The following is a 25,255-nucleotide window of genomic DNA, read 5'->3' as shown; positions in this document are numbered from 1 at the left end:
ACCCGTTCGCATCGGAAAGCAGCTTCCCCGGAGCCGGGAAGCGTTTCAGCTCCGGGAATACAAGTGCTGTCAGTAAGTCGATTTGGGTTCGTTGTCATTGATCTCGACGACAAAACTGCCGGAGAGGATGTCTGACTTGACCTGTTGAACCTTGGCTTTAACATCTGCCGGGATTTTATCTTCGAACTCATGATAGGGGGCAAGCGACGCGCCACCCTTTTGCATCATGGTCCATTCTTTGTAATCCGCGGCTTCGAAAGTCCCTGCCTTGACCTGTTCAATGGCGTGTCCGATGGCATTTTCCATATGCCACAGGGCAGAGGTGACAACGACACCTGTGCCGTTTTCTTCCTTGTTCATGTCATTGACATTACCAAAGGCGAGAATGCCTTTGTCTCTGGCCGCATCAACTACTCCGGCGCGTTCGGCATAGAGCACATCAACACCGGCTTCGATCTGGGCAAAGGCCGCTTCCTTGGCTTTGGGAGGGTCATACCAGGAACCGATGAAAGTGACCTTGAACTGAACCTCGGGATTAACCGAGCGGGCTCCGGCCATAAAGGCGTTGAACAGGCGGTTGACCTCGCCGATGGGGTAACCGCCGACCATGCCGATTTTGCCAGCTTTGCTCATGCTGCCTGCAATAATGCCCATGAGGTAGCAGGGTTCATGGATGTAGTTATCAAAGACGGAAAAGTTGCTGCCATGGGCTTTGAAGGGGTCGCCCATGAGAAAGGCAACTTCCGGGTAGTCATCTGCAACCTTGCGCGCTTCCTTGCTGATGCCAAAAGCCTCTCCGACGATCAGGTCAGCTTTGCCTTCTGCATATTCCCTCAGAACACGGATGTAATCGGTATTGGAGACCTTTTCGGAGAAGACATACTCGATTTCACCTGCTTCCTGAGCTGCGACCAGCGCCTGATGCAGACGAGCATCCCATTTTTGCTGAATGGGCTGGGTATAGATACCTGCGACTTTCAGGGTCTTGGCAAACCCGGGTGTTGCGCCAAGAGCCAACGTTGTTAAACCTGCCCCGGCAAGCGCAAGCAGTGTCCGTCTTGATAAAGTAGTCATGAGATCCCTCCCTGGATTCATTGTGCGATTTAATCAGAAACACAGGGCAGAAAGCTTCCATAAGCAGGGGCAATCCAGCTGTTTTCCAATAATTTCATTCTTATTTGTTCGACCGGAACATTCGCTGCGAAGGGAAAATTCCGTATACGGATAGATGAAGAATAGAGTATTCGTACGCCCCTGGTTGATCCGGGCGCGTTTTTATTTAACCGCAAGAGCAATGCTAGATTTATTTGATCAAATGGTCAAATAAAACGCAAAAAATTCAAAATAATTCTTTATATGATCTTCAGGAGGGAGTGCTAAAGCAAGGATCTTGCTCGGGGTATCTGATATTCTTCCTTTCCTGCCGACGGAAGGTTTCCCCGGTAAAAGTCGATGAATCTTCTCCGAAACTTCAGAATTGATATCTGTTCTGGTAAACTTGTTATCTGTTGAATGGTCTTCCTTATACCATTAGTGACGCTGATTATGCATGGTTGCTCTGCGTCTTCGGCCCAAGGGAATACTTGACCTTGGCGCTCAAGTAGTTAAAACAGGCAGTGAAATGCCGAACGCTGCCCTGAATGAGGCGCGAAACCGGATGATCGTCAGCGAGAAATTACATAAGGCGTGAGTTATGCTCGAAGCCAAGAACCTTTTTTCCTATCGCAAATACTGGGCGCAACGCTTTGGCATTGCCCCGTTTCTGCCCATGTCCCGCGCCGAAATGGACGAGCTGGGATGGGACAGCTGTGATGTTATTCTGGTGACTGGGGATGCCTATGTGGATCACCCGAGTTTTGGCATGGCCATTATCGGTCGCCTGCTCGAAGCCCAGGGGTTCCGGGTTGGCATTATTGCGCAGCCTGAGTGGGATACTGCGGAGCCTTTCAAGGCACTGGGGAAGCCGAACCTCTATTTCGGGGTGACGGGCGGCAATATGGATTCCATGGTCAACCGTTATACTGCTGACCGCCGGATCCGTCATAACGACAGCTATACCCCCAATGACGAAGGGGGAAAACGCCCGGATCGCTCGGTGATCGTCTATTCCCAGCGTTGCCGGGAAGCTTACAAGGATGTTCCGCTGATTGTTGGGGGGATCGAGGCGTCCCTGCGCCGTACAGCACATTACGATTATTGGTCGGACAAAGTGCGTCGCTCGGTTCTGATTGACAGCAAGGCAGACCTGCTGTTTTACGGCAACGCCGAGCGCGCTATTGTCGAAGTAACACACAGGATCGCCGCCGGTGAGCATCCAAAAGATATTATGGATGTGCGGGGCACCGTTATTGTGCGCAAGGACATGCCGGAAGGCTGGACCATCGCTGATATGTCTTCGATTGATGACGAGAACGATCTGCACCATATTCCTGATCGCGCAGAAGCCCGTAAAAAACTGCGCGAAGCTGACAAGGATAAAACAGCCGTTCGCTTGCCATCCTATGAAGAAGTGATCGCAGACAAGGCGCTTTATGCCCAGGCATCGCGCGTGGTGCACCTGGAGAGTAATCCGGGCAATGCCCGTGCCATGGTTCAAGGGCACGGCGATCGCGATATCTGGATCAACCCGCCCCCTATTCCCCTGACCACACCGGAAATGGACGGGGTTTTTGATCTGACCTATGCCCGGGCACCGCACCCGGTTTATGGCGATGCCAAGCTGGCGGCCTGGGACATGATCCGCTTTTCGGTCAATATCATGCGCGGCTGCTTTGGTGGCTGTTCTTTCTGTTCGATCACCGAGCACGAAGGGCGGGTGATCCAGAGCCGTTCCGAAGAGTCGATCCTCAAGGAAATCGAGGATATCCGGGACAAGGTGGATGGCTTTACCGGGCAGATTACCGATCTTGGTGGTCCGACAGCCAACATGTACCGCATGGCCTGCAAGGATGATAATATCCAGAAGGTCTGTCGCCGTTTGTCCTGTGTCTATCCAGAAGTCTGCAAGAACCTGGACACAAGCCATGAAAGCCTGATCCAGCTCTATCGCAAAGGCCGGGACCTCAAGGGCGTCAAGAAAATCTCGATCCAGTCAGGACTGCGCTATGACATCGCGGTCAAGAGCCCGACCTATATCAAGGAACTGGTGACCCACCATGTCGGCGGTTACCTGAAGATTGCCCCGGAACATACGGAAGAGCGCGCGCTTTCCAAGATGATGAAACCGGGCATTGGAACCTATGAACGTTTCAAGTCGATGTTTGATGCCGCGGCGAAAAAAGCGGGCAAGGAACTTTATCTGATCCCTTACTTCATCGCGGCGCATCCCGGCTGTGAAGACGAGGATATGATGAACCTGGCGGTCTGGTTGAAGCAGAACGGTTTCCGTGCGGATCAGGTGCAGAATTTCATTCCTTCACCGATGGCGCTTTCAACCGCGATGTATCACAGCGAGCGCAATCCCTTGCGACCGATCCGTCGCCACAGTGGTGAGGTGGTCAAAACTGCCAAGGGACTGAAACAGCGTCGTCTGCACAAGGCTTTCCTGCGCTATCACGACCCGGAAAACTGGCCGATGCTGCGTGAAGCCCTGCGTAATCTGGGGCGTGCCGATCTGATCGGGCCAGGGAAAAAACATCTGGTACCGGCACATCAGCCGCTGGGGACGGGTGACAATAAAATTGGCGAGGGACGCCGCATGGGCAAGAAGAAAGGTGAGCAGACTTTCTTTACCACGCATGCGGGTAAGGGGCGTCGTCGACNTTTGACCAGTTCCCGGGCTAAAACCTGAACCGGTCAAGCTGTTCAGGTGAAGTCCGGGAGATTAAATGAACATGGCGGCGAGATATTTTGATCTTGCCGCCATGTTATTGAGATTGATAAAAATTCGTGGCTGTTATCTGAGTTGTTCCTTGAGTGTTTCGGCAACAACCTGATCAAAACTGTCTGCTTTGGCCGGGGCATCTTCCCGGGTTTTGAGTTGCTCGGCGACATAGTCGTCATGCTTTTTAATCAGGCTGGCCATTTCCTGTTCCAGCTCTGCTCTGGCAGCAAGCTTTTCTTCTATGTAGGCCTGTTTTTTCTCTGGTGACAGGCCCTGCAGCGGTTCAGGCAACTCTTTGTCTTCAATCTTGTCGAGTGAAACAGCTTTGTTGCCGACATCAGCAACCAGATCACCCCCGCCCGTGATCACTTCTTTTTCCGTGGCGCGCTTGGCATAGAATTTTGAGTTTTCGACCTGAACGGCTTCTGGAGCGGATGACTTGAGGGACATCTTGTTGCGGACTTCGGACTGCTCCCTGTCGGAGCCATAGGGGATGACTGTTGCGTCAATACGTCGTTGCAGGATGATGATGTCATTGTCAAAAGGCGTCTCGATAATGGTGATCTGTCCACCATCCTGGGGGATTGGAATGTACCTGCCGTGGCCGCGCTGGGCTATTTCTTTCCAGATGTCTCGTGTTTCACGGTCTTCTCCGGCCTGTACAGCATTGATAATGATATCTTTCTTGTTCGCAAGCTCGATGATTTCCGGGTATTGTGGCGCGTTGGCGTAATTCATATGTGGCGGGGCGTCGCCGACCAGAAAAATAATCCTCCGGGTCGTATTGTCATCGCTCCAGTCAAGTTTGCGTACGGCAGTATTGAGAGCCTCGTTTACGGCCTCTGGCGTATCTCCACCCCCGTCTGCTTCAAAGCGGACCAGGTTGCCATAGAGACCCTGGATATCCTTGTTCATTTCAAATGGTTTAACCACATAGTCATCGCCGATATCGCGATAGCCGATAAGGGCCATGCGGATATCCGCATCCGGGTGAATGTCGACGATTGTATTGGCAATTGACCAGATCTTTCGTTTCGCACCATCAATCAGGTCAGCCATCGAACCTGTGGTGTCGAGCACAAAGGCGACCTCGACACGGTTCTTTCCGGAAGAGTTCTGCTGAGGGGCAGCCATGGCGGTTGTACTGCACAGGATTGCTGCAGAAGTCATTAATCCTGTGAGGAGGAGGCGAGGTGATTTGAGCATCGGTTGAGCCTGTCTCTGTTGAAGATCTGAATTAAAATCGGACCCAAGGTTGCCGTGTTATTGTGGTTTTAAAGGGAAAGTTTTATGTCAGGAAAAAGGCCACTGAACCCGGCGGGAATTCCCCGTGGGTAACAGTGGCCTCTGGTTCGTTAATGATACCTGTCTTAACTGGCTGGGCCGAGGCAAAAAGCATTCGATACCAAATTGTTACCTTCGCCACCCTGTTCCAGGTTGTCCTGATGGTAATCAGCGGCAAATCCGAAAGTGACGCTGGGGTGGGCTGTTGGTGTCCAGGAAATCGCCGGAATTGCATAGGCCATCTGGATTTGCTGTCCCGGTGCCAGTGCTGGCACGTTGATGACCTGATTTGTTGGGTATTTATCGCTCCAGGGTTGGCCAAGCGGAACCGCAAAACCAAGACTAACGACGCTGGAAGCTGCCTGGGCGGTTCCAGTATTTCTGACAATCCAGCGTACGCTCTGGTTGCCACCATTCCAGCTGCCGCAATAGCCTGTATTCGGCATGCCGCTTGATCCGCCGTATGCAGGGAGAACAACAAGGTCAGGAGTTCCGGTGCCACCAGGGGCGCCAAAAATTACAGGACCGGGGGCCGTAGGCCTGCTACTGCGGTTGGACAAGGATTGTGCCTGAGGGCGAAGTATCCTTGTTGGTGTTGTCCTTGTTGGCGCTGTTTGTTTCAGGTTTTCAACAGGCTGTATTCGGTTCTGGACCTGAGTTGTTGTTTTGACTTGGAGCTTGGCTTGTGGTGGGGGGAAACGTCCACAGTATGTCTGGCCATTCCCAAGTGGGACGCACTCAGCCATGGCTGATCCTGAAGTAAGGGTTATAAGGCCTGCCGTGATCAGACTGGTACCCAGCCCAGCAAGAAGTCTGTGTGAGTTAAAATTTGTCATGATCCCAATCTCCTCTATTTGGTTAAACTGGAGGGAGGCAATGGATGCTTGCTGCTTCGCCTCCTTTTATCTGGTCTGTCGGAAAGAGAGCGGATAGGGTTCAAAACAATTCCAAAAATGAGTCAGAAACTTTTTTGATTGGGGGGGGCACATGAAAGTTTGCGGTGTTGAGCTGAAGGGGAATGAAGCAATTTTGGTGTTGCTGCAGGGGGAGGCGGATCATTTTGACTATGTTGATCCTAAGATCCGGAAAATTGCCCTGGGGGAGAGTGATTGCGCCGCTGAGGTGTGTCTTTTCAGGAAAGCAGCAGAAGATTTTTTCGTGTGTAACGGGGTTGAAAAAATCCTGATCAAGAAACGGGCAAAAAAGGGAAAGTTTGCCGGGGGGCCGGATACCTTCAAGATGGAAGCGCTTATCCAGATCATCTCCGGTGTCGAGGTTGTCCTGGTTTCGCCGCAGGCTCTGGCAACACTGGAAAAGAAACGGGATATCAGCTTTCCAACAGCACTTCTCAAATATCAGCAGACTGCTTTTCTAGCCGGGGTTTGGGGATTGACAAAAATTTGAGTTCTCCCGTCGCCTGATGCTTTTCGAAATGTCAGACTCTGGCGTTTTCTTTTCTGATCTTCGTTTTTCAGAAAAATAGTTATTGCTGCTAACCCTCTTTGCAGAATGGATAAATTCACCGTCAATATGAAACGATACAAAAATATGAAACGTTTCATATTGACGGTGAAAAACAAATTTGTTTAGCTGGATTCATTGCATAAAGAAGCCGCCAAAGGCTCTGAAGCCTGAACAGGGTGGCATAACGGGAAGAGGTATCATGAAAATCATAAAAGTAGCAGCTGCTGCTGCAATGACGTTTGCCCTGGCGACTGCCACGGCAATTACCCCGGCAATGGCTGATGACAAACCGGTTGTCGGACTGGTGATGAAGTCTCTGGCCAATGAGTTTTTTAAAAACATGCTTGAAGGGGCAAATGCCCATGAAGCCAAACGTGGTGATTACGTTCTCAAAGCTGTGGGCATGCAGTCAGAGGCGGATATCGAAACCCAGATCAATGCCGTTGAAAACTTCATTACTCAGGGTGTTGATGCCATTGTGATTGCCCCGGCTGATTCCCGGGCATTGGTGCCACCGCTGAAACGGGCTATGGAAGCGGGCATCGTTGTGATCAACTTTGACGTTGCACTGGATGAAAAGGCCAAAGAAGAAAACGGTGTTGATCTTGCCTTTGTCGGCCCGGACAATCGAGGCGGGGCAAAGCTGGCCGGGGATGCCCTGGCTCAGAAACTGGGCAAAGGCGGCAAGGTTATTATCATTGAAGGTAACCCGGGGGCTGATAACGCTCACCAGAGAAAGATGGGCTTTGAAGATTCAATCAAGGAAGGTGGACTTGTTTTAGTTGAATCCCGTACAGCCCATTGGGAGACTGAAGAAGCAAACACTGTTGCCACCAATATTCTGACAGCGAACCCTGATATCCAGGGGATTATGGCTGCGAATGATTCCATGGCAATCGGCGTGGTTAAGGCATTGGAATCAGCCGGACGTTCCAAGGACATTCTGGTTGTGGGTTTTGACAATATTCCTGCTGTTAGCCCGATGCTGTCCGATGGCCGTCTTCTGGCGACCGTGGATCAGTTCGGTCAGGAAATGGCAGCGAATGCCATTGATATTGCCCTTGACGTTCTTGCGGGTTCACCCAAGCCACAGGGCTGGGTCAGGACCCCGGTAACGCTTGTGACTGGCGAAAAGTAATATCTATATGGGACCAGCAGCCGGACGATGTGAATAGAACAGCCTGCTGGTCCTGTTTTTCTGATTTCAGACTGACAAGGCCCGGATTATGGATATTGTCCAGACAAGGGAAACCTCCCACCGACAAGCGGATAAAATGGACACACAGCGGGATATCTCTCCAGATATTCTCTGCGTCAGAGAGTTGCACAAAAATTTTGGCGGGGTAAAAGCCCTCAAGGGGGTGAGCCTTGCCCTCCGTGCCGGGGAAGTTCATGCGTTGGTGGGGGAAAACGGTGCGGGAAAATCCACCCTGATCAAGATTCTGACGGGGGTTTTCCAACCGACTGCCGGAGATATCCTGCTCGATGGGCAGGCCTATAAACCTGCAGGCCCCCGGGATGCCAAATTTAAAGGTATTCAGGTGGTGCATCAGGAATTCAATCTCTTGCCTCACCTTTCTGTGTCTGAAAATATCAGCTTTGAGCAGATGCCCCGCACGCGGCTGGGACTTCTTGATAGAAAAGAAATGGACCGCCGGGCACGGGTTGCGCTGGATGCTATCGGGTTGCTGGACGTGGATGTCAGGGCTCCGGTCTATACGCTGGGGATTGCACATCGACAGCTGATCGAGATTGCCAGAGCTCTGCAATCTGACAGCAGAATTCTGATTTTGGATGAACCTACTGCGACCCTGACCGATCGGGAAACCGAGCGACTGTTCAAGATTGTTGCAGGTATTCGCGCACAGGGCGTGACGGTGGTCTTTGTTTCCCATCATCTAAGCGAGGTCTTTGCCAACTGTGACCGGGTGACGGTTCTCAGAAGCGGGGAGACCATTGTCACGGAAGACATTTCGGTCACCTCGCCAGATCAACTGGTTGCGCATATGGTCGGGCGACGCCTTGCCAGGGAAATGGCTCAGGAAAAAACAACGACAGAGCCGGGGGCTGTTGCTCTCTCGTTACAGAATTTCAGGGTCGAGAAATCCCCGTATGAAGAGGGCGTTTCTTTCAATCTGCGCTATGGTGAAATCCTCGGGATCGCTGGTCTTGTCGGGGCGGGACGTACAGAGCTGTTGCGCGGGATTTTTGGGATTGATCCAGTGATCTCAGGACAGATGCTGCGTGAGGGCGTTCCGGCTTCTTTTGCCTCTCCGCGGGAAGCGATTAAATCGGGTATTGGCTTTGTGACCGAAGACCGTAAAGACGAAGGCCTCATTCTTGACATGGCAATCGCAGCCAACGTCTCTCTGGCGGCGCTGGAGAAAGTGTCTAAAAATGGCCTTCTTAACCGGTTGGCGGAACTGAGCCTGGCCGACCGGCTTGGCAGTATGTTGAAACTGAAGAGCGGCGGCCTGTCTGACCGGGCGTCAAGCCTGTCCGGGGGGAACCAGCAGAAGGTGGTTATCGCCAAGTGGCTGGCGAGAGATCCAAGTGTTCTGCTGCTTGACGAGCCCACCAGAGGCGTGGACGTCGGGGCAAAGGCCGAGATCTACGCGATCATGCGTAACCTGGCCCAAAAGGGCGTTGCGATGCTGGTGGTTTCTTCTGAACTACCTGAGCTGATTACACTTTGTGACCGAATACTTGTCTTGTCGGACCACAGGGTGCAGGGAGAAATTCCGCGTGAGGCCTTTTCCGAAGAAGCTATTTTACGTCTGGCGTATCAACGCAAAGATCAGGGAACCAAAAAATGAATGTTGAAGCGACAGGACTTGCTCAGACACCCTTTACCGGACGAAAGAAATTCTCTTTCAAGTCGGTATTGCGCGAGGCCGGGATCGGTCTGGCGCTGGTGGCTCTGGTTATTATCTTCTCGGTGACGACAGAGCACTTTCTGACGGCGAATAATATCACCAATATCCTGACCCAGGTCACGATCAATCTGGTGCTTGCCGTGGGCATGACCTTTGTCATTCTGATCGGGGGCATCGACCTTTCTGTCGGGTCGTTACTGGCGCTTTGTGCTGTTGTGGCAGGCAAGGCGATATCGCTGGATGTTGGTGTGCCAATGGCGATCAGTCTTGCGGTGCTGGCGGCTGTTCTGGCGGGAACCCTTTGCGGGGTGCTGAACGGTGCCATCAGCGCTTTCTGGGCCTTGCCGTCTTTTATTATTACGCTCGGGATGCTCAATGTGGCCCGGGGGGCTGCCCTGCATATTTCCGACGCAAGAACGATCTATTCTTTCCCGTCAGAATTCAATGCCTTTGGCTCTATGACCTTCTATGGAATCCCGGTGGTCTTTCTGGTTGCTCTGATGTTGGCGTTACTGGCCTGGTTTGTTTTGACCAGAACAGTCTTCGGGCGGCTGCTCTATGGACTGGGAAACAGTGAAGAGGCGGTTCGACTGGCAGGGCATTCAGTTTTCTGGTGCAAGGTTGCTGCCTTTACCATCTGTGGCTTTACGGCGGGGATTGCGGCCATCATCTATATGGCGCGGTTGAATATTTCCAGCCCTATTGCCGGGGTTGGCTTTGAACTCAATGCCATTGCTGCGGTGATTATTGGTGGTACAAGCCTCAGTGGAGGACGCGGGTCGGTCCTGGGGACACTGTTGGGCGCCTTTATTATCGGAGTGCTGGCCAATGGACTGATCTTGCTGGGATTAAGTGATTTTATGCGCCAGATGATTACAGGTGTGGTGATTATTGTCGCGGTTATTCTTGACCACTATCGCGCCAAATACACCCGAAGCTGATCTCTGATAATGCGAGATCCATTTGGGCAGGCTTGTTTTTTTGCCTCGTAGCGTCACCTTTTCTTTTTCCTCCCTAGGGTGACGCTACCTTTTCCGGCTAAGGGCTTTATAAATACCCGGGTTCATGTACATATAGTTGGCTGTGCAGGGAAATGAGACAGTTTGTCTGCTGCAGTGAAAACCGTATTTTCTGACAGTGGTTCAAGATGGCAACAATCAAAGATGTAGCACAATTAGCGGGGGTATCCGTTGGAACGGTATCCCGGGTTTTGGCCAAAAATGAGACGGTCAAACCAAAGCTGCAGGAAAAGGTTGAAACTGCTGTCCGCGAACTGAGATACAAGCCAAATGCGGTTGCGCGGGCTCTGCGAACCAACCGGAGTGATATCGTTGGGCTAATTGTTCCCGATATTACGAACCCGTTTTTTGCTCAACTGGCAAAACATGTCGAGATGCTTGCTGCCGAGCAGGGATTATCCGTGATGTTGGCCAATACGCATGATGATCCACTTTACGAGAAACAGCAGATCGAAACACTGCTGGACCGTTCGCCCTTGGGAATATTGGTTGTTTCTGCATCAGAAGACAATGCCCAGCAACTGGCAACGGATATCCCTATTGTCGCTCTGGACCGAACTTTTGTCAGCTATCCCTGTATTGCAACAGATCATGAAATCAGTGCCAGCCTTGCTGCGCTTCATTTGCTGGAAATGGGACACCTTCGTATCGGCTACGCTGCTGGTCCTTCGGAAACAAGGGTTGCACGGGCACGAGAAAGCGGTTTTGTCGCCGGATTGACCATTGGTGGACAAGACCTGGGGGTGAAGCCGGATCTGGAAATTTTGCGGGGTGCGTTTGATTTTGCTGCTGGTGAAGAGCTGGGTCGAATTTTCCTTAACCGTCCTGTTGGACAAAGGCCGACTGCAATCGCGACCGCCAGTGATCAGCAAGCCATCGGGGTCATGCGGGCAGCACGGGATCTCAAGATTGAGGTGCCGCAAGAACTAACGGTGGTCGGCTTTGATGATATTCCTCTGGCTGTTCTTGTGACCCCGCGTCTTTCGACTATTCGCCAATCGATCTCTCAGATGGCCAGTTCTGCTCTGGATCTTCTGGTACAGTCCAAGGGGATTGGTGAAGATATCAAATACCCGGGACGCCTGATCGTTCGGGGATCTTCGGGACCTGCCCCTGTTGCTTGAGCTAGGTAAAACGAAATGATGAAAGCTTCAGTGCACGATCTGGATAAAATCCCGGGAACTTGCATGTGTAGCGATAATTCGCTCTATTGATTGTTTATGATCTATTTGACTCTCTATGTTGTTCTTTCCCTCTTTATGGGCATAGCCACGCTTGTGCCTCTGTTGCCACAGGCTCATGGGTTGGTGCGAACGTTTGATTTCCCCAGAGTGCAACTCGCAATTATGCTTTTGGGACTTTTGTTTCTGGGCCCATTTTGTTTTGGCTGGACAGTAATCCTGCTGGTCTTATATGGCCTCTTGGGATTTTGCCTGGCAATTCAGCTGGTGAAAATTGTTCGTTATACCCCGCTGGTGAAGGTTCAGGCACGAACCGCAAAACCACATACAATCGAGCGAGGTCGTGTAATCAAGTTCCTTGTTGCTAATGTACTGCAATACAACCGCCGCTATGAAGACCTCTGTGATCGTATCTCTCGGGAGAATGCAGATATCTGCGTTTTTATGGAGACAGATCAGCCATGGGTAGATGCGCTGCAAAAGAGGGCAGAGGGATATGAAAACCGTTTGGAGCGTGCACAGGATAATACCTACGGCATTATTTTATGGTCCAAATTCAAGCTTGAAGAAGCAGATATCCGTTTTTTGGTGAGAGAAGATATCCCGTCAATACATGCTACGGTATCTGTTCCGGACAGCAGCTTTAGATTTCGGCTTTATGTCGTCCATCCCGAACCTCCTGATCCTGTATCCCAAACGGTTGAGCGGGATGCCGAACTTGTTATGATCGGGATGGAGGTTGCTGATGATTCTCTTCCCTGTATTGTCACCGGAGATTTGAATGATGTTGCCTGGTCACGCACGACAGAAAGATTCCAGAAACTAAGCGGTTTGCTCGATCCTAGAATTGGACGCGGGTTATTCTCTTCCTTTCATGCAAAGTACTGGTTTGCCCGTTGGCCACTGGATCACCTGTTTCACAGTGATGATTTCAGTCTGGTGAATATCAAACGGCTTGCCTATACGGGATCAGATCATTTTCCTATGGTTTTTGAATTGATTTTCGAGCCAGAGACCAACAGCGAGAATAAACCTGTGACGGCCAATGATACTGATAAACAGGAAGTAAAAGACCTGTTACAGACTGTGAAATAGTTCGGGGACAATGTACGCAGAGTTGATGATTTTATCGAGCTGATACTTGATTCCCGGGCAGTAGGGAATTTCCTGTAAAACAGCTGGAAAATAACTTATTATAGTTGAATAAATATTCCGGAAATATCAGTCCAACAAAAAGATCCCCTGGTACTCAGGAGTGTGATTATTTGAGAGTTATTCTGCTCACTGCATTTTTATCGTTGATGCCGTTTTCTCTCCGGGCGGATCCCCTTACCTTTGCTTTTCCAGACAGTTATGCTCCTTTGGTCTGGAATGATGCCGGGCAGATAAAAGGCATCGGGGTGGATGTTTTGAACATTGCCCTGAAAGATAAACTCGATCTTGAGGTCGTTTATAAAAGCTACCCCTGGGCCCGCGCACAGGAAGAAGTTCGCAAGGGAGAGGCTGATGCCTTTGTAACTGTGCCGACTGCTGTCAGGAGCAGCTATACAACCTGTAGCAAAGAGCCTCTCCTGGTACTTGAGGTTGGTGTCTACACCTATAAAGGTCATCCTCGGCGAGATGAACTTCTCCAAATCCGGTCTTATGATGATCTTGGCGATTTTATTCTGGTGGAATACCGGGGTAATGACTGGACCAGAAGCCAAGAAAAGGATTTGAAAGTGATCTGGGCAGATTCTCTGGAACTGACCTATCGTATGCTGGCTGGGAAGCGGGGAGATCTCGTTGTGAGGAACAATTTTAACTTTGACTATTTTATGCGAAATAGCGAACTGAAAAATGAGATTGAAAAAATGCCGGGTATTCTCGCATCTTTACCTTTGCATCTTTGTATCGGTAAGGAATCGGAATATATAGGGATACTGCCAGCTTTTGATGAGACAATAAAAGGAATGAAGGCAGACGGAAGTATTGACAAAATCTTTGCTAAATATGGTAAAGAGATCCTCCCTGCAGGCTCTTAATCGAATAGCTGGGGCTTATTCTTCGAGACATTTAGAGCAAAGATTAAGGGATATAAGGTAGATCCTGACCAATCGAACTGTGTCGGCCCATGACCCCGGTTTGGCACTTTTCGCAGACAAATCCTGCTTCTGAGCCCTCGTGGGTTCCCAGGAGTTCATGCCAGATCACGAAATCGGGTAACGAGAAAAGCCGCTGGGCCATCCGGAAGGCGAAATGACAGTCGTAGTAGGCCCATTCGCCTGCCATTTTGCTCCAGGTTAATCCCTGTGAAATTTTTTTGATACCTGCGCGTTCGGTGAAGGCCATAATCGGAAGCAGGTGTTCACAGGGCATACTCTATGCTCCGACAGACAATTCCAGTTGATGATTACTTATTGTACACAGATTTTCCAGCAACATAAGTCGCTCTGACTGCGCGGTCATCGCCCAAGATCATCAGAGAGAAAAGAATGTCTTCCAGAGTTTCCGAGACTTCCTGACGGCTTTCCAGAACGGGTGTAGCTTTTGGGTCGAGAACAACGATATCGCCCCACTTCCCGACGTCAAGACTGCCGATTTCCTTGTCCATTTTCAGACGCTGGGCATTGCCCAGTGTTGCCATGTAAAAAGCATCATGAGCGGTGATCTTGCGGCCCTTGAGCATCGCTACTTTATAGGTTTCACCCAGGGTTTGGAGCATGGAATAGCTGGTTCCGCCACCAACGTCTGTGGCGACACCCACACCGACAGGTCGGCGCTTATCTCTGACATGATCGATATCGAACAGGCCGGAACCAAGGAAATTGTTGGAGGTCGGGCAGTGTACAACAGTCGAGCCAGCTTCGGCCAGGCGGGCACATTCACGCTCGGAAAGATGGATGCCGTGCGCAAAGAAAGAGTTTGGCCCAAGCAGACCAAAATGATCGTAGACATCGGTGTAGTCTTTGGACCAGGGAAACTGGGACTGCACGGTTGCAATTTCGCCGGGACTTTCAGACAGATGTGTCTGCATGATGCAGTCGGGATGGTCTCGGTAAAGTTCGCCGCTCAACTGGAGCTGGGCATCGGTAGAGGTTACAGCAAAACGGGGCGTGATGGCATATTTCAGCCGCCCCTTGTTATGCCAGCTGTCGAGCAGCTCTTTTGATTCGCGTGCGCCGGTCTCGGGGTCGTCGAGAACAGCATCCGGTGCCAGCCTGTCCATCATGGTCTTGCCTGTGAGCAGGGCCATCCCCCGTTTTTCAGCGGCAGAAAAGAGAGCCTCGGCACAGACTTTATGCACGGAACAAAAAGCAAGAGCCGAAGTGGTCCCATTGCTGAAAAGGCGGTTCAGAAAAATGTCTGCGGCATGGCTGGCATGATCCGGGGAGGAATAGCGTGACTCTTCGGGGAAGGTAAAGCGGTTGAGCCAGTCAAGCAGATCTTTGCCGGGTGCTGCGAGAATACGGTATTGAGGAAAATGAATATGGGCATCGATAAAGCCGGGCAGAATCAACTGTTCACCAAAATCGTCACAGGGAAGGGCCTTGTAGGCACTTGGCATGTCAGCAAAGTCACCTTGCCAGAGAATACGTCCGTTCTGAGCCAGGACAAGTGCACCTTTTTTGATATAAACGGTACTTTTTACATTCCCTTCTGTGCGGGGATTGGCAAGAAAGTTGACCATTGATCCCCGAAGGAGTCTGGATGGCTTCTGGTCGGTTATTGTCATGACATGACCCTATCTGTAGACGTGCTTCTTGTTTCTGGCGCGCAGGATATTCCTGCGATTGTCACCAATCACACTCTGAACCCGTTATGTTTACCTGCTTGTTCTTTTCAGTCCGGGGATTTCATGCATCACACGTCAGACTGTCTTTTCCCGATATCAGCCCCTGCACGGGCAGGGGCTGACTTCATCCGGTTATTCCGGGACTGTATCGAGCCCCGTTTTGTATTCTATTCCGGTAAGAACCGGTATTTTATTGTGGCAGCTGGTCATCAATACCCTTGACGTACCAGTTCATGCCCAGGAGTTCACCATCAGAAATGGTTTCGCCTTCTTTAGCGGCTTCTGTGCCATCCTGCTTGAAGATCGGGCCCTGGAAGGGGTGCAGTTTGCCGGTCACGATTTGTGCCGTGGTTTTTCCTGCCGCAGCTTTGATATCATCCGGCATGTTGGTGAAGGGCGCCATGCCAACCATCTTGTCGTTGATACCACCCCAGGTGTCGGTTGATTCCCAGGTGCCATCCAGTACTGCTTTGGTGCGGTTGACATAGTAGCTCGACCAGTCGTCAACGATTGCTGTCAACTGAGTGTTTGGTGCAAAAGCAACCATGTCTGAGGCCTGACCAAAACCGTAAACACCCTGTTCACCTGCAATCTGAAGCGGTGCGGTGGAATCTGTATGCTGGGTAATGATATCAGCGCCCTGACCAATCAGAACTTTGGCCGCATCAGCTTCCTTGCCTGGATCAAACCAGGAGTTTACCCAAACAATTTTCAGTTTGAAATCAGGGTTAACTGACTGAGCCCCAAGCATGAAGGAGTTGATGCCACGCACCACTTCCGGAATAGGGAAGGAGCCAATATAGCCTGCTACGCCGTTTTTGGACATTTTGGCCGCGATCTGGCCAATGATGTAACGGCCTTCATAAAAACGCGAAGAATAGGTGGAGACATTGTCTGCACGTTTGTAACCAGTGGCGTGTTCAAACTTCACGTCGGGAAAACGCTTGGCGACTTTCAAGGTAGGTTCCATGAAGCCAAAGGAAGTCGTGAAAATAAGATTGGCACCCTGACGGGCCAGACGTTCAATGGCACGCTCTGCGTCGGGGCCTTCGTCAACTTTTTCGATATAGGAGGTTTCCACCTGATCGCCAAGAGCGGCGTCAATTGCAAGACGTCCCTGTTCATGCTGGTAGGACCAGCCATGATCCCCGATAGGCCCGACGTAAATAAAACCGACTTTTAGTTTGTCTGCAGCAGACGCTGACGTTACCGCAAAAGACATTGCGACAGCAGCGGCAAATCCCAACCATTTTTTCATTGGGGCATTCCTCCCTGTTAAGCTAACACTGGGTTAGGCGAACACTCAACGGCCTGTTCATAGGTGGTTCGTCTACGCTGGCCGTTTTGCGCGAAGACGCCGAAAGAGTTTGTATTATAATCCGGTTTATCGATCAGGAACAAAGGATTGACCAATACACGCAGGGGTATTTACACGAGTGAGAGTCTTGTTTCCAGAAATAATAACCAGAGCAATGATTGTCACCAGATAGGGTAGTGACGACAGGAACTGTGATGGTATACCCAAGCCCTGCGCCTGTACATAGAGACCCATAATCCAGACGGTACCAAAAAGGTAGGCACCAATTGCCAGGCGTTTGGGAAGCCAGGTGGCGAAGACGACTAGAGCGAGCGCAATCCAGCCACGTCCTGCAGTCATATTCTCGATCCATTGTGGTGTGTAGGCCAGGGAAAGGTAAGCTCCGGACAGGCCGGCACAGGCTCCACCGAAAAGAATACAGGCGTATCTTACCATAATGACGTTATAGCCGAGGGAATGGGCAGAGTGGTGGTTGTCGCCAACCGCGCGGATGATCAAGCCGATCCGGGTTCTGAAAAGAACGTAAGTTGTTGCAACGACCAGAGCGAGAGAGGCGTAGACCAGAATATCCTGACCAAAAAGAATACGGCCAATAAAGGGGATATCGCCCAGAAGCGGAATGGAAATCGGGGTGAGTTTGACACCGGGGAGACCAACAAAGGATTCGCCAATCAACCCCGAAAGCCCTAGTCCGAGAAGGGTTAGTGCAAGGCCAGTGGCAACCTGGTTGGAAACCAGGGTCTGGGTCATAAAGGCAAAGATAAATGCCATACCCACGCCAGCCATGATTCCAGCGAAGATACCAAGGGTCGGCGATCCGGTTGTGTAGGCTGTAGCAAAGCCACAAACGGCCCCCATAACCATCATGCCTTCCACCCCAAGATTGAGGACCCCGGACCTTTCAACCACAAGCTCACCAATTGCCGCGAGAAGCAGGGGGGTCGAGGCAGTAATGATCGTCAGAATAATTGCCTGTGTACCATCCATTTGATTTACTCCGCCGCTGCTTGTTGTGGGGTAACCGAGCCAAGAAGTTTGATCCGGTAGAGAATAAGGGTGTCACAGGCGAGAATGAAAAAGAGCAGAATGCCCTGGAACACCTGGGCGGTTTTATCTGAAACCCCGAGGACTACCTGTGCGCCTTCTCCCCCGATGTAGGTGATGGCCAGCATGATGCCGGCAAAAAACACACCAATTGGGTTCAGGCGGCCAAGGAAAGCAACAATAATGGCAGTAAAACCATAACCTGGAGAAATGGAAGGTTGAAGCTGCCCGCTTGGACCGGCAACTTCACCTATGCCTGCAAGGCCTGCGAGCCCCCCAGAAAGCAGCAGGCAAAACCAGACCGTTTTCTTGCGGGAAAATCCTGAAAATCTACCTGCGCGGGGCGAATTACCAACGACCATGATTTCAAAACCCTTGAGAGTTCTGGACATCAGAATGCTCAAGATAATCACTGCAACAATGGCGAGAATAATTCCGATATGAACCCGGCCATCTCCGAGAGTCGGCAGAAGTTGCCAGTCCTCGAAAGGAATAGACTGAGGGAAATTGTAACCTTTTGGATCACGCCAGGGACCCCGGACCAGCCAATCGAGGATCAGCTGGGCAATGTAGACGAGCATCAGGCTGGTCAGAATTTCATTGGCATTAAAGCGGTTTTTAAGAAAAGCAGGGATGGCTGCAAAAGCGGCACCCCCGATCGCTCCACAAATCAGCATGGCCACAAGTGTCAGAGGAGACTGCCAGCTGGTAAAGAATATGGGTACGATCGAGCCAAAAGTTGCGCCCATGGTCAACTGGCCTTCTGCGCCAATATTCCAGACGTTAGCCATATAACAGATGGACAGTCCGACCCCGATCAGAATCAGGGGGGCGGCCTTGACTAGAACTTCCTCGATCGACCACATGCTTGTTACTGGTTCGACGAAGTAGACGTACAGCGCTTCAAGCGGATTAAGCCCCTGAAGCGCAAAAATGATAGCCCCGGTAATCACCGTCAAAAAGATAGCCAGTAAAGGCGACATCAGGGTCATGAATTCCGAATGTTCGGAACGCTTTTCCAGAATCAGTCTCATGCGCTTGCCTTTTCAGTGATGTGGCTGTCTTTTTTCTCGTGTGCGCCGGCCATCATCAGGCCAATGCTTTCAAGCGAAAGCTCGCTGGCGGGAAAGGCCTCTGACAGCTGTCCGCGAGAGATAACGGCAATGCGGTCGGCAATTTCAAAGATCTCGTCAAGATCTTGTGAAATAACCAGAACTGCAGAACCGGATAGTGCAAGATCAATCAGGGCCTGCCGGATAAGCGCAGCAGCACCCGCATCAACACCCCAAGTCGGTTGGTTGATCACCAACACCTTTGGTTTGCGATCAAGTTCACGGCCAACAACAAATTTTTGCAAGTTTCCACCGGAAAGTGCCCGGGCTTCCGGGTCCGGTTTTCCTTTGCGGACATCATAGTCCTTGGTGATCCGTTCATTGATCGCAATGGCCTTGGCCCGGTCGAGAAATCCCGACCTGGAAAGGCCGTCATCGTCAGAATGGCGGGTCAGGATGATGTTTTCGGAAAGAGTGAAACCGGGAACAGCCCCATGGCCCAGGCGTTCTTCCGGCACAAATCCGGATGAATGGCGACGGCGTAAGGTGATGTTGTCCAGACCACAGTTCCGATCGTTGATGCAGATACTTTCAGCTGTGCTTGAAAGACGTTCGCCGGAAATGGCATCAAAAAGTTCAGACTGTCCGTTCCCGGCAACGCCTGCAATGGCGACGACTTCGCCAGCTCTTACATCCAGTTCAATATTCCGCAAGGCAACACCAAAGGGGCCATCGGCTTTTTGGTTGAGGTCGTTCAGTTTCAGCAGACTTGCTCCAGGAGAGGATACCCGGTTGCTGTTAATGGCATGGACATCAGCACCAACCATCAGACGCGCAAGGCTGGCGGCGGTTTCCTTTTGCGGGTTGACCGTGCCGACGACCTTGCCGTGACGCAGGATGGTCGAATCATGGCAGAGCCTTTTGACTTCATCCAGACGGTGGGAGATGTAAAGAACAGCACAGCCTTCGCTGGCGAGCCGTTCAAGCGTGAGAAACAGCTGGTCGGCTTCTTGAGGCGTGAGAACCGCTGTAGGCTCATCCATGATCAGCAGACGGGGTTCCTGGAGCAGGCAGCGTACAATTTCGATACGCTGGCGTTCGCCGACGGAAAGATCTGCAACCAGCGCAGTTGGTTCCAGAGGCAGGCCATACTCGCTTGAAACCTGGCTGATTTTTTTGGAAAGTTCGTCAAGATCAATGTCGCCGGGCAACGCAAGAGCAATATTTTCCGCGACGCTCAGGGCTTCAAACAGCGAGAAATGCTGAAAAACCATGCCAATCCCGAGTTTCCTTGCGGCAGCAGGGTTGGCAATGTTGACTGTTTCCCCCAACCAGCTGAGTTCGCCGACTGTGGGTTGCAGCGCACCATAAATAATTTTGACCAGCGTTGATTTCCCGGCGCCGTTTTCGCCAAGCAGTGCGTGGATTTCTCCGGGGGCTATTTTCAGGGTTACATTACTGTTGGCTGCAAGGTCACCGAACATTTTGGTGATGTTGCGTGCTTCCAGTAGATACTCTGCTCTAGCCGCAGTTCCACCTTTTACGGACATTTTCTCCGTCACATGCCGGCCCTCCCGTTGCCGTGATTATTTCCTGGTCTTAGGCTTTTTAGCCTTCTTCGGCGATTCTGAACACCGATTGTTGTTTACCAAGAATTTCTTCATCCCGCACGAGCAGTTCCGCCGTTACGGATGCCGCGATTGCAGCGGGATGTTTTGAATTGATGCCCGCAATACCGATGGGGCAGATTAGTTTGTCTAGCGTTTCTGTTTCAAGTCCTGCTGTACGTAACCTGTTGCGGAAGCGTGCTTTTTTTGTTTCTGAACCGATAACACCAACATAAGCAAATCGCTTTGCCGCAAGGGCAGCATGAACAAGATCAAGATCCAGTGCGTGGCTGTGGGTCATGATGACCACAAAGCTCTCGTCCGGTGCCGTATCCAGAGCCGCAACGGGATTGTGTGTGAAACACTTTTCAACATTGGCAGGCACCAGAGCAGGAAAAGATTCTGCTCTTGAATCAATCCACTGCAAGTCGAATTGCAAAGCCGCCATATTGAGCATCAGGGCGCGGCCGATATGACCTGCGCCAAAAAGGTAGACCTTGCGCCGGTCTTCGCCGAAACGCTCCTGCAGGTTGCCTTTCCTGTCGAAAGAAATGGCGATTGGCTGATGTGCAGGACTGGTCGTAATTTCTCTGCGGATTGAAGATTGTTGTGCCGTCCCTGTTGTAAAAAAGGGTCCGTTGTTTTCCTGTTCAGCCAGAGAACGCACTTCGGGGAGCTGCTCTCTGGAGAATACCTCGATCAGCAGGCGGACCACGCCGCCACAGCACTGGCCCAGTTGCGGTCCGAGCGCATGCTTGCTCCAGTGAACCTGGGCGTGGGCAGACTTCATATGTTTCTGGGCGTCAGCCAGAACCCGCCATTCCAGTGTTCCACCGCCAATGGTGCCGTGAAAGCCTCCATCCGGGCGGATAACCATTCTGGTTCCGGCTTCACGCGGGGCTGACCCCTGAACCTCGACCATGGTCACAAGGGCACAACAGCTGTTCTGTTCCAGTTGTTTTGCAAGAAGTGACCAGACCTTCATTTCAGTCTCCGCTTTTCATCAGCTTGACTGCTGCCAGAATATTTTCCGGTGTGGCAGGAGCGCTGATTTGGGGCAGAACGCCGGGCTTCAGAGACGCGATGGCATTGGTTATGGCCGAGAAAACGGCTGTTGCCAGCATGACTGGAGGCTCACCCACTGCTTTGGAGCGATAAATTGTATCTTCCCGGTTGCCCGGTGAATCCCAGAGTTTGACCCGGAAATCATCCGGTAAATCCGATGCTGTCGGGATTTTATAGGTTGAGGGGGCGTGAGTACGCAGACGACCCTGGTCGTCGTAAACCAGTTCTTCTGTCGTCAGCCAGCCCATACCCTGGACAAAGCCACCTTCAATCTGACCGATGTCCAGCGCAGGGTTCAGGGATTTGCCCACGTCGTGCAGAATATCAACCCGGTCGATCACCATTTCCCCGGTCAGGGTGTCGATTGTAACCTCGGCACAGGCAGCACCATAGGCAAAATAGAGAAACGGTCGTCCGCTTTTGCTGTCGCGATCCCAGGTAATGTTGGGTGTGGCATAGTATCCGGTCGAGGAAAGCGACACTCTTTGCAGAAAGGCCTGTTGGGTCAATTCGGCAAAGGGGATTTTTTGTTGCCCGATCTGTACATGATTATTGGCAAAGGAAATTGCTGATTTTTCTATCTGGTAAAGCTTGGCCGCGAGATCAATCAGGCGGGATTTAATGGTTTCCGCGGCCAGCTTGGCAGCCATTCCATTCAGATCCGTACCGGAAGAAGCTGCCGTCGGGGCCGTATTGGGAACCTTGTCCGTTGTGGTCGCGGTGATTTGCACATTCTCGAGGTCGATGCCAAATTCCTCGGCGACAACCTGGGCGACTTTGGTATAGAGGCCCTGACCCATTTCCGTTCCGCCGTGGTTCACCTGAACTGAACCGTCGGTGTAGACGTGCACCAATGCTCCGGCCTGATTGAGATGTTTCAGGGTAAAGGAGATACCAAATTTCAGCGGGTTCAGCGCCAGCCCTTTTTTAAGGAAGGGACTTCGGGTGTTAAAGGCCTGAATTTCCTGACGACGCTTGCGATAGTCACTGGTCTGTTCCAGTTCACCCACCAGCTCTTCCAGAATGTTGTCTTCGACCTTCATGCCGAAAGGCGTGATATCCCGGCCTGAATCGCCGTAAAAATTGGTTTTGCGCACATCCAGCGGGTCGAGGCCCAACTTGATTGCGATGGCATCCATCATCCGTTCAGAGAAAACCATGCCCTGGGGGCCGCCAAAACCGCGAAAGGCAGTGTTGGAAACGGTGTTGGTTTTGATCCGGTGTGACGTGATCCGGTTTTCGGGGTAGTAATAGGAGTTGTCCGCATGAAACATGGTGCGGTCATTGACGCCGAGAGACAGATCTGCAGAACAGCCACAGCGAGCCAGAAAATCAACTTCAACCGCAGAAATTTTTCCCGTCTCGTCAAAGCCTGCCTGCCAGTCACAGCGGAAATCATGACGTTTCCCGGTCATGATCATGTCATCGTCACGGTCGAGGCGCATCTTGGCCGGGCGCCCGGTTACATGGGAAGCCAGCGCGGCGAGACAGGCCCACTGGGCCGCCTGTGATTCCTTGCCACCAAAAGCGCCACCCATTCGACGGCATTCACAGACAACGGCAGCGTCTCTGATCTTGAGCATCTTGGCGATGAGGTGCTGGATTTCTGTTGGGTGCTGGGTCGAGGTGTGAACCAGAATTTCTCCCTGATCCTGCGGGATCGCCAGGGAGACCTGGCCTTCGAGATAAAAGTGTTCCTGTCCGCCAATACGAAAAGAGTCCGAAAGCGCAAGTGGAGAAGCTTTGATCGTTGCTTCAGGGCTACCCCGACTGAATTCGTAGGTCGGGAGAACCGAGGCTTCCCGGGCCAGGCCATCTTCGGCAGTGACCATGGGCGTTTCTGCTATGACTTCTATATGAGCCAGCTTTGCAGCTTTTCTTGCTTCAAGATGACTGCGGGCAACGACCGCAAAGACCACCTGTCCATGGAACTCGATCCGCCCGTCAGCGAGAATCGGGTCACCGCCAAAGGAAGGGCTGCAGTCATTCAGGCCGGGTATATCCGAGGCGGTGAGCACAGCCACGACGCCGGGGGCAGAACGAACCGCATCGAGATCAAGCGATTTGATTTTCCCGCAGGATTCCCTGGCATAACCGGGGGCGAGATGGAGGGTGCCGCGGGGTTCGCGAATATCGTCGATATAAAGCGCATTGCCGCGAACATGACGGTCAGCACTGTCGTGTTTGGTTGCTTTGCCAACGTTAAGAGCAGGAGCGGGAGAGGGGATTTTTTTCAACATAGCTTAAACCGCCTCTCTCAAACTGTTATTTCTCTGTCCGATTACCCGGGTTTCTGGGCTGGCTGTGTCTGAAACGGCGTGAGATATTTCATGAAGAGCCTTGAGCAAGAGCCCTTTGGCGACATCATTCCGGTACTCCTTGCTCGCCCGCATGTCTGAAATGGGCTGGTAATCCTGTTCCAGAGTTTCGGCTGCTTTGGTCCAGCCGCTTTGATCGGCAAGATCCAGTCCAACCAGAATTTTTTCGGTTTTAGCCGCCCGCTTGGGTGTGGCAGCCATACCCCCGAACGCGATGCGAGCTTCGGTTATTCTGTTGTGCTCAACTGTCAGGCGAAAGGCGGCCAGCAGCGCCGAGATATCCTGATCAAACCGTTTGGAAATTTTGTAACTGCGCAGAAACTGGTTCTTGGCAAGTTTGGGGACTTTAACATAGCTGACAAACTCACCCGGTTGGCGATCCTGTTTGCCGTAGTCGATGAAGAAGTCTTCCAGTCTGATTTCCCGTTTGCTGTCCGCTTTTTCAAGGCCAAGTCTGGCATCAAGTGCGATCAGGAGGGGCGGACTGTCGCCAATGGGAGAGCCGTTGGCGATGTTGCCCCCGATGGTGCCTGAAGCACGCACCTGGCTGGAGCCGATGCGCCGGACGACCTCGGCAATATCCGGATCAATTGTTGCAAGTGCATCCTCTGCCTGGGCATAGGTTGCGCCAGCGCCAATGAGAAGTTCAGCCCCGTTATCTTCGACCCTGTCGAGGCCTTCTACCCGGCCAAGGTGAATGATTTTGGGCAGGTCCCGCAGCTGCTTGGTTATCCAGAGGCCGACATCGGTTGCACCTGCAACAACAATGGCATCGGGATGCTGACTGTAGAGTTTGGCCAGAGAGGCTATCGAGGCCGGGGCGGCAAAAAACCGTTCGGGAGTACCAAGAAAAACATCTTGTCCGTCATCAAGTTTGTTCAAAGTCTCGGTTGTTGCTGCATAGGCCTGAACAAAACGATCATCAAGCGAACCGTTACAGCTTTCAAGGGCAGCATCAATGATTGGCCGGTATCCGGTACAGCGACAGAGGTTACCTGCGAGCTGGTTGTTGATTGCCTGCCGATCAGCCTTAATCCCCTTGTGATAGAGGGTAAAGAGCGACATGACGATGCCGGGGGTACAAAAGCCGCATTGTGAGCCGTGATGACGTACCATGGCGTCTTGTACGGGATGCAGAGCCTCCTGTCCGCGAGACAGGTCATCAACGGTTATGATTTCCTTGCCGTCAAGCATGCCGAGCAGCTGGATACAGCTGTTCACTGCCTGATATTCCAGCTGACCGTTTTTATTGATCGCGCCAACAGCAACGCTACAGGCGCCACAGTCCCCTTCGGCACAGCCTTCTTTGGTGCCGCGGGATTCCTCTGTCAGTCGCAGATAATCAAGCAGGGTATCATTCGGTCCGATGTCCGTCAGTTCAACCGCTTTTCCGTCTCTGACAAACCTGATGCTCTGACGCATTGTCATC

General features: G+C 51.8%; 20 protein-coding genes. 8 read left to right on the top strand and 12 right to left on the bottom strand.

Annotated elements, in window-relative coordinates; translation table 11 throughout:
- Positions 1-69: 69 nt before the first annotated feature.
- A complete protein-coding gene (locus tag B152_RS0116135; protein ID WP_020593469.1) occupies positions 70-1,074 on the bottom strand; it encodes a BMP family protein in 1,005 nt (334 codons plus the stop codon).
- 619 nt (positions 1,075-1,693) lie between these two features.
- Here B152_RS0116135 and B152_RS0116130 point away from each other — a divergent pair.
- Positions 1,694-3,790 (top strand): YgiQ family radical SAM protein, encoded by a 2,097-nt coding sequence (locus B152_RS0116130; RefSeq protein ID WP_020593468.1) that lies wholly within the window; start codon positions 1,694-1,696, stop codon positions 3,788-3,790.
- Positions 3,791-3,895: 105 nt separating this feature from the next.
- Here the strand turns inward: B152_RS0116130 and B152_RS0116125 are convergent, their stop codons facing one another.
- Both B152_RS0116125 and B152_RS26235 read right to left on the bottom strand, forming a co-directional pair.
- Positions 3,896-4,993, bottom strand: coding sequence for a vWA domain-containing protein (locus B152_RS0116125; protein WP_020593467.1), 1,098 nt, complete (start codon positions 4,991-4,993; stop codon positions 3,896-3,898).
- Positions 4,994-5,193: 200 nt separating this feature from the next.
- On the bottom strand, positions 5,194-5,943 hold the full coding sequence (locus tag B152_RS26235) for a hypothetical protein (protein ID WP_020593466.1): 750 nt from the start codon (positions 5,941-5,943) through the stop codon (positions 5,194-5,196).
- 151 nt (positions 5,944-6,094) lie between these two features.
- Between B152_RS26235 and B152_RS0116110 the strand changes: the two genes are divergently transcribed.
- The 7 genes from B152_RS0116110 to B152_RS0116080 all read left to right on the top strand — a co-directional run bounded on the left by B152_RS0116110 (position 6,095) and on the right by B152_RS0116080 (position 13,671).
- A complete protein-coding gene (locus B152_RS0116110) occupies positions 6,095-6,511 on the top strand; it encodes a DUF3010 family protein (RefSeq protein ID WP_020593464.1) in 417 nt (138 codons plus the stop codon).
- A gap of 259 nt (positions 6,512-6,770) precedes the next feature.
- Positions 6,771-7,709: a sugar ABC transporter substrate-binding protein gene (locus tag B152_RS0116105; protein ID WP_020593463.1), complete on the top strand. Its 939-nt coding sequence runs from the start codon at positions 6,771-6,773 to the stop codon at positions 7,707-7,709.
- A 136-nt stretch (positions 7,710-7,845) separates the two neighbouring features.
- A complete protein-coding gene (locus B152_RS0116100; protein WP_026261638.1) occupies positions 7,846-9,387 on the top strand; it encodes a sugar ABC transporter ATP-binding protein in 1,542 nt (513 codons plus the stop codon).
- Positions 9,384-10,388 (top strand): ABC transporter permease, encoded by a 1,005-nt coding sequence (locus B152_RS0116095; protein ID WP_020593461.1) that lies wholly within the window; start codon positions 9,384-9,386, stop codon positions 10,386-10,388. The genes B152_RS0116100 and B152_RS0116095 overlap by 4 nt, the downstream gene beginning before the upstream one ends.
- 206 nt (positions 10,389-10,594) lie before the next feature.
- Positions 10,595-11,590 (top strand): LacI family DNA-binding transcriptional regulator, encoded by a 996-nt coding sequence (locus B152_RS0116090; protein WP_020593460.1) that lies wholly within the window; start codon positions 10,595-10,597, stop codon positions 11,588-11,590.
- Between the two features lie 96 nt (positions 11,591-11,686).
- Entirely contained in the window at positions 11,687-12,742 is a 1,056-nt protein-coding gene (locus B152_RS0116085) for an endonuclease/exonuclease/phosphatase family protein (protein ID WP_026261637.1), read from the top strand.
- Between the two features lie 170 nt (positions 12,743-12,912).
- Entirely contained in the window at positions 12,913-13,671 is a 759-nt protein-coding gene (locus tag B152_RS0116080; protein WP_020593458.1) for a substrate-binding periplasmic protein, read from the top strand.
- Positions 13,672-13,714: 43 nt separating this feature from the next.
- Here the strand turns inward: B152_RS0116080 and B152_RS0116075 are convergent, their stop codons facing one another.
- The 9 genes from B152_RS0116075 to xdhA all read right to left on the bottom strand — a co-directional run bounded on the left by B152_RS0116075 (position 13,715) and on the right by xdhA (position 25,254).
- Positions 13,715-14,005, bottom strand: a complete 291-nt coding sequence (locus B152_RS0116075) for a hypothetical protein (RefSeq protein WP_020593457.1) — start codon at positions 14,003-14,005, stop codon at positions 13,715-13,717.
- Between the two features lie 34 nt (positions 14,006-14,039).
- Positions 14,040-15,362, bottom strand: coding sequence for a guanine deaminase (guaD, locus tag B152_RS0116070; RefSeq protein ID WP_033406682.1), 1,323 nt, complete (start codon positions 15,360-15,362; stop codon positions 14,040-14,042).
- Between the two features lie 250 nt (positions 15,363-15,612).
- Positions 15,613-16,680, bottom strand: coding sequence for a BMP family ABC transporter substrate-binding protein (locus B152_RS0116065; protein ID WP_020593455.1), 1,068 nt, complete (start codon positions 16,678-16,680; stop codon positions 15,613-15,615).
- Positions 16,681-16,806: 126 nt separating this feature from the next.
- A complete protein-coding gene (locus tag B152_RS0116060) occupies positions 16,807-17,727 on the bottom strand; it encodes an ABC transporter permease (RefSeq protein WP_020593454.1) in 921 nt (306 codons plus the stop codon).
- 5 nt (positions 17,728-17,732) lie between these two features.
- Positions 17,733-18,818 (bottom strand): ABC transporter permease, encoded by a 1,086-nt coding sequence (locus B152_RS0116055; RefSeq protein WP_020593453.1) that lies wholly within the window; start codon positions 18,816-18,818, stop codon positions 17,733-17,735.
- On the bottom strand, positions 18,815-20,398 hold the full coding sequence (locus B152_RS0116050) for an ABC transporter ATP-binding protein (RefSeq protein ID WP_211212226.1): 1,584 nt from the start codon (positions 20,396-20,398) through the stop codon (positions 18,815-18,817). The genes B152_RS0116055 and B152_RS0116050 overlap by 4 nt, the downstream gene beginning before the upstream one ends.
- A 46-nt stretch (positions 20,399-20,444) precedes the next feature.
- Positions 20,445-21,428, bottom strand: a complete 984-nt coding sequence (xdhC, locus tag B152_RS0116045) for a xanthine dehydrogenase accessory protein XdhC (RefSeq protein ID WP_020593451.1) — start codon at positions 21,426-21,428, stop codon at positions 20,445-20,447.
- Position 21,429: 1 nt separating this feature from the next.
- Positions 21,430-23,748, bottom strand: a complete 2,319-nt coding sequence (xdhB, locus tag B152_RS0116040) for a xanthine dehydrogenase molybdopterin binding subunit (protein ID WP_020593450.1) — start codon at positions 23,746-23,748, stop codon at positions 21,430-21,432.
- 3 nt (positions 23,749-23,751) lie between these two features.
- Positions 23,752-25,254: a xanthine dehydrogenase small subunit gene (gene xdhA, locus B152_RS0116035; RefSeq protein WP_020593449.1), complete on the bottom strand. Its 1,503-nt coding sequence runs from the start codon at positions 25,252-25,254 to the stop codon at positions 23,752-23,754.
- Between the last annotated feature and the right edge of the window lies 1 nt (position 25,255).

Source organism: Kiloniella laminariae DSM 19542 (assembly GCF_000374005.1).
GTDB classification, from domain to species: domain Bacteria; phylum Pseudomonadota; class Alphaproteobacteria; order Kiloniellales; family Kiloniellaceae; genus Kiloniella; species Kiloniella laminariae.
Note: the sequence above shows the minus strand (reverse complement) of the source record. Positions and strands in the feature narration are given on the sequence as shown.

Coding starts and splice junctions, on each gene's coding strand:
- xdhA (WP_020593449.1), bottom strand. CDS start 25,254: ATGACAATGCGTCAGAGCATCAGGTTTGTCAGAGACGGAAAAGCGGTT.
- B152_RS0116065 (WP_020593455.1), bottom strand. CDS start 16,680: ATGAAAAAATGGTTGGGATTTGCCGCTGCTGTCGCAATGTCTTTTGCG.
- B152_RS26235 (WP_020593466.1), bottom strand. CDS start 5,943: ATGACAAATTTTAACTCACACAGACTTCTTGCTGGGCTGGGTACCAGT.
- B152_RS0116125 (WP_020593467.1), bottom strand. CDS start 4,993: ATGACTTCTGCAGCAATCCTGTGCAGTACAACCGCCATGGCTGCCCCT.
- B152_RS0116085 (WP_026261637.1), top strand. CDS start 11,687: ATGATCTATTTGACTCTCTATGTTGTTCTTTCCCTCTTTATGGGCATA.
- B152_RS0116100 (WP_026261638.1), top strand. CDS start 7,846: ATGGACACACAGCGGGATATCTCTCCAGATATTCTCTGCGTCAGAGAG.
- B152_RS0116055 (WP_020593453.1), bottom strand. CDS start 18,818: ATGAGACTGATTCTGGAAAAGCGTTCCGAACATTCGGAATTCATGACC.
- B152_RS0116135 (WP_020593469.1), bottom strand. CDS start 1,074: ATGACTACTTTATCAAGACGGACACTGCTTGCGCTTGCCGGGGCAGGT.
- B152_RS0116095 (WP_020593461.1), top strand. CDS start 9,384: ATGAATGTTGAAGCGACAGGACTTGCTCAGACACCCTTTACCGGACGA.
- guaD (WP_033406682.1), bottom strand. CDS start 15,362: ATGACAATAACCGACCAGAAGCCATCCAGACTCCTTCGGGGATCAATG.
- B152_RS0116105 (WP_020593463.1), top strand. CDS start 6,771: ATGAAAATCATAAAAGTAGCAGCTGCTGCTGCAATGACGTTTGCCCTG.
- xdhC (WP_020593451.1), bottom strand. CDS start 21,428: ATGAAGGTCTGGTCACTTCTTGCAAAACAACTGGAACAGAACAGCTGT.
- B152_RS0116110 (WP_020593464.1), top strand. CDS start 6,095: ATGAAAGTTTGCGGTGTTGAGCTGAAGGGGAATGAAGCAATTTTGGTG.
- B152_RS0116060 (WP_020593454.1), bottom strand. CDS start 17,727: ATGGATGGTACACAGGCAATTATTCTGACGATCATTACTGCCTCGACC.
- xdhB (WP_020593450.1), bottom strand. CDS start 23,748: ATGTTGAAAAAAATCCCCTCTCCCGCTCCTGCTCTTAACGTTGGCAAA.
- B152_RS0116090 (WP_020593460.1), top strand. CDS start 10,595: ATGGCAACAATCAAAGATGTAGCACAATTAGCGGGGGTATCCGTTGGA.
- B152_RS0116075 (WP_020593457.1), bottom strand. CDS start 14,005: ATGCCCTGTGAACACCTGCTTCCGATTATGGCCTTCACCGAACGCGCA.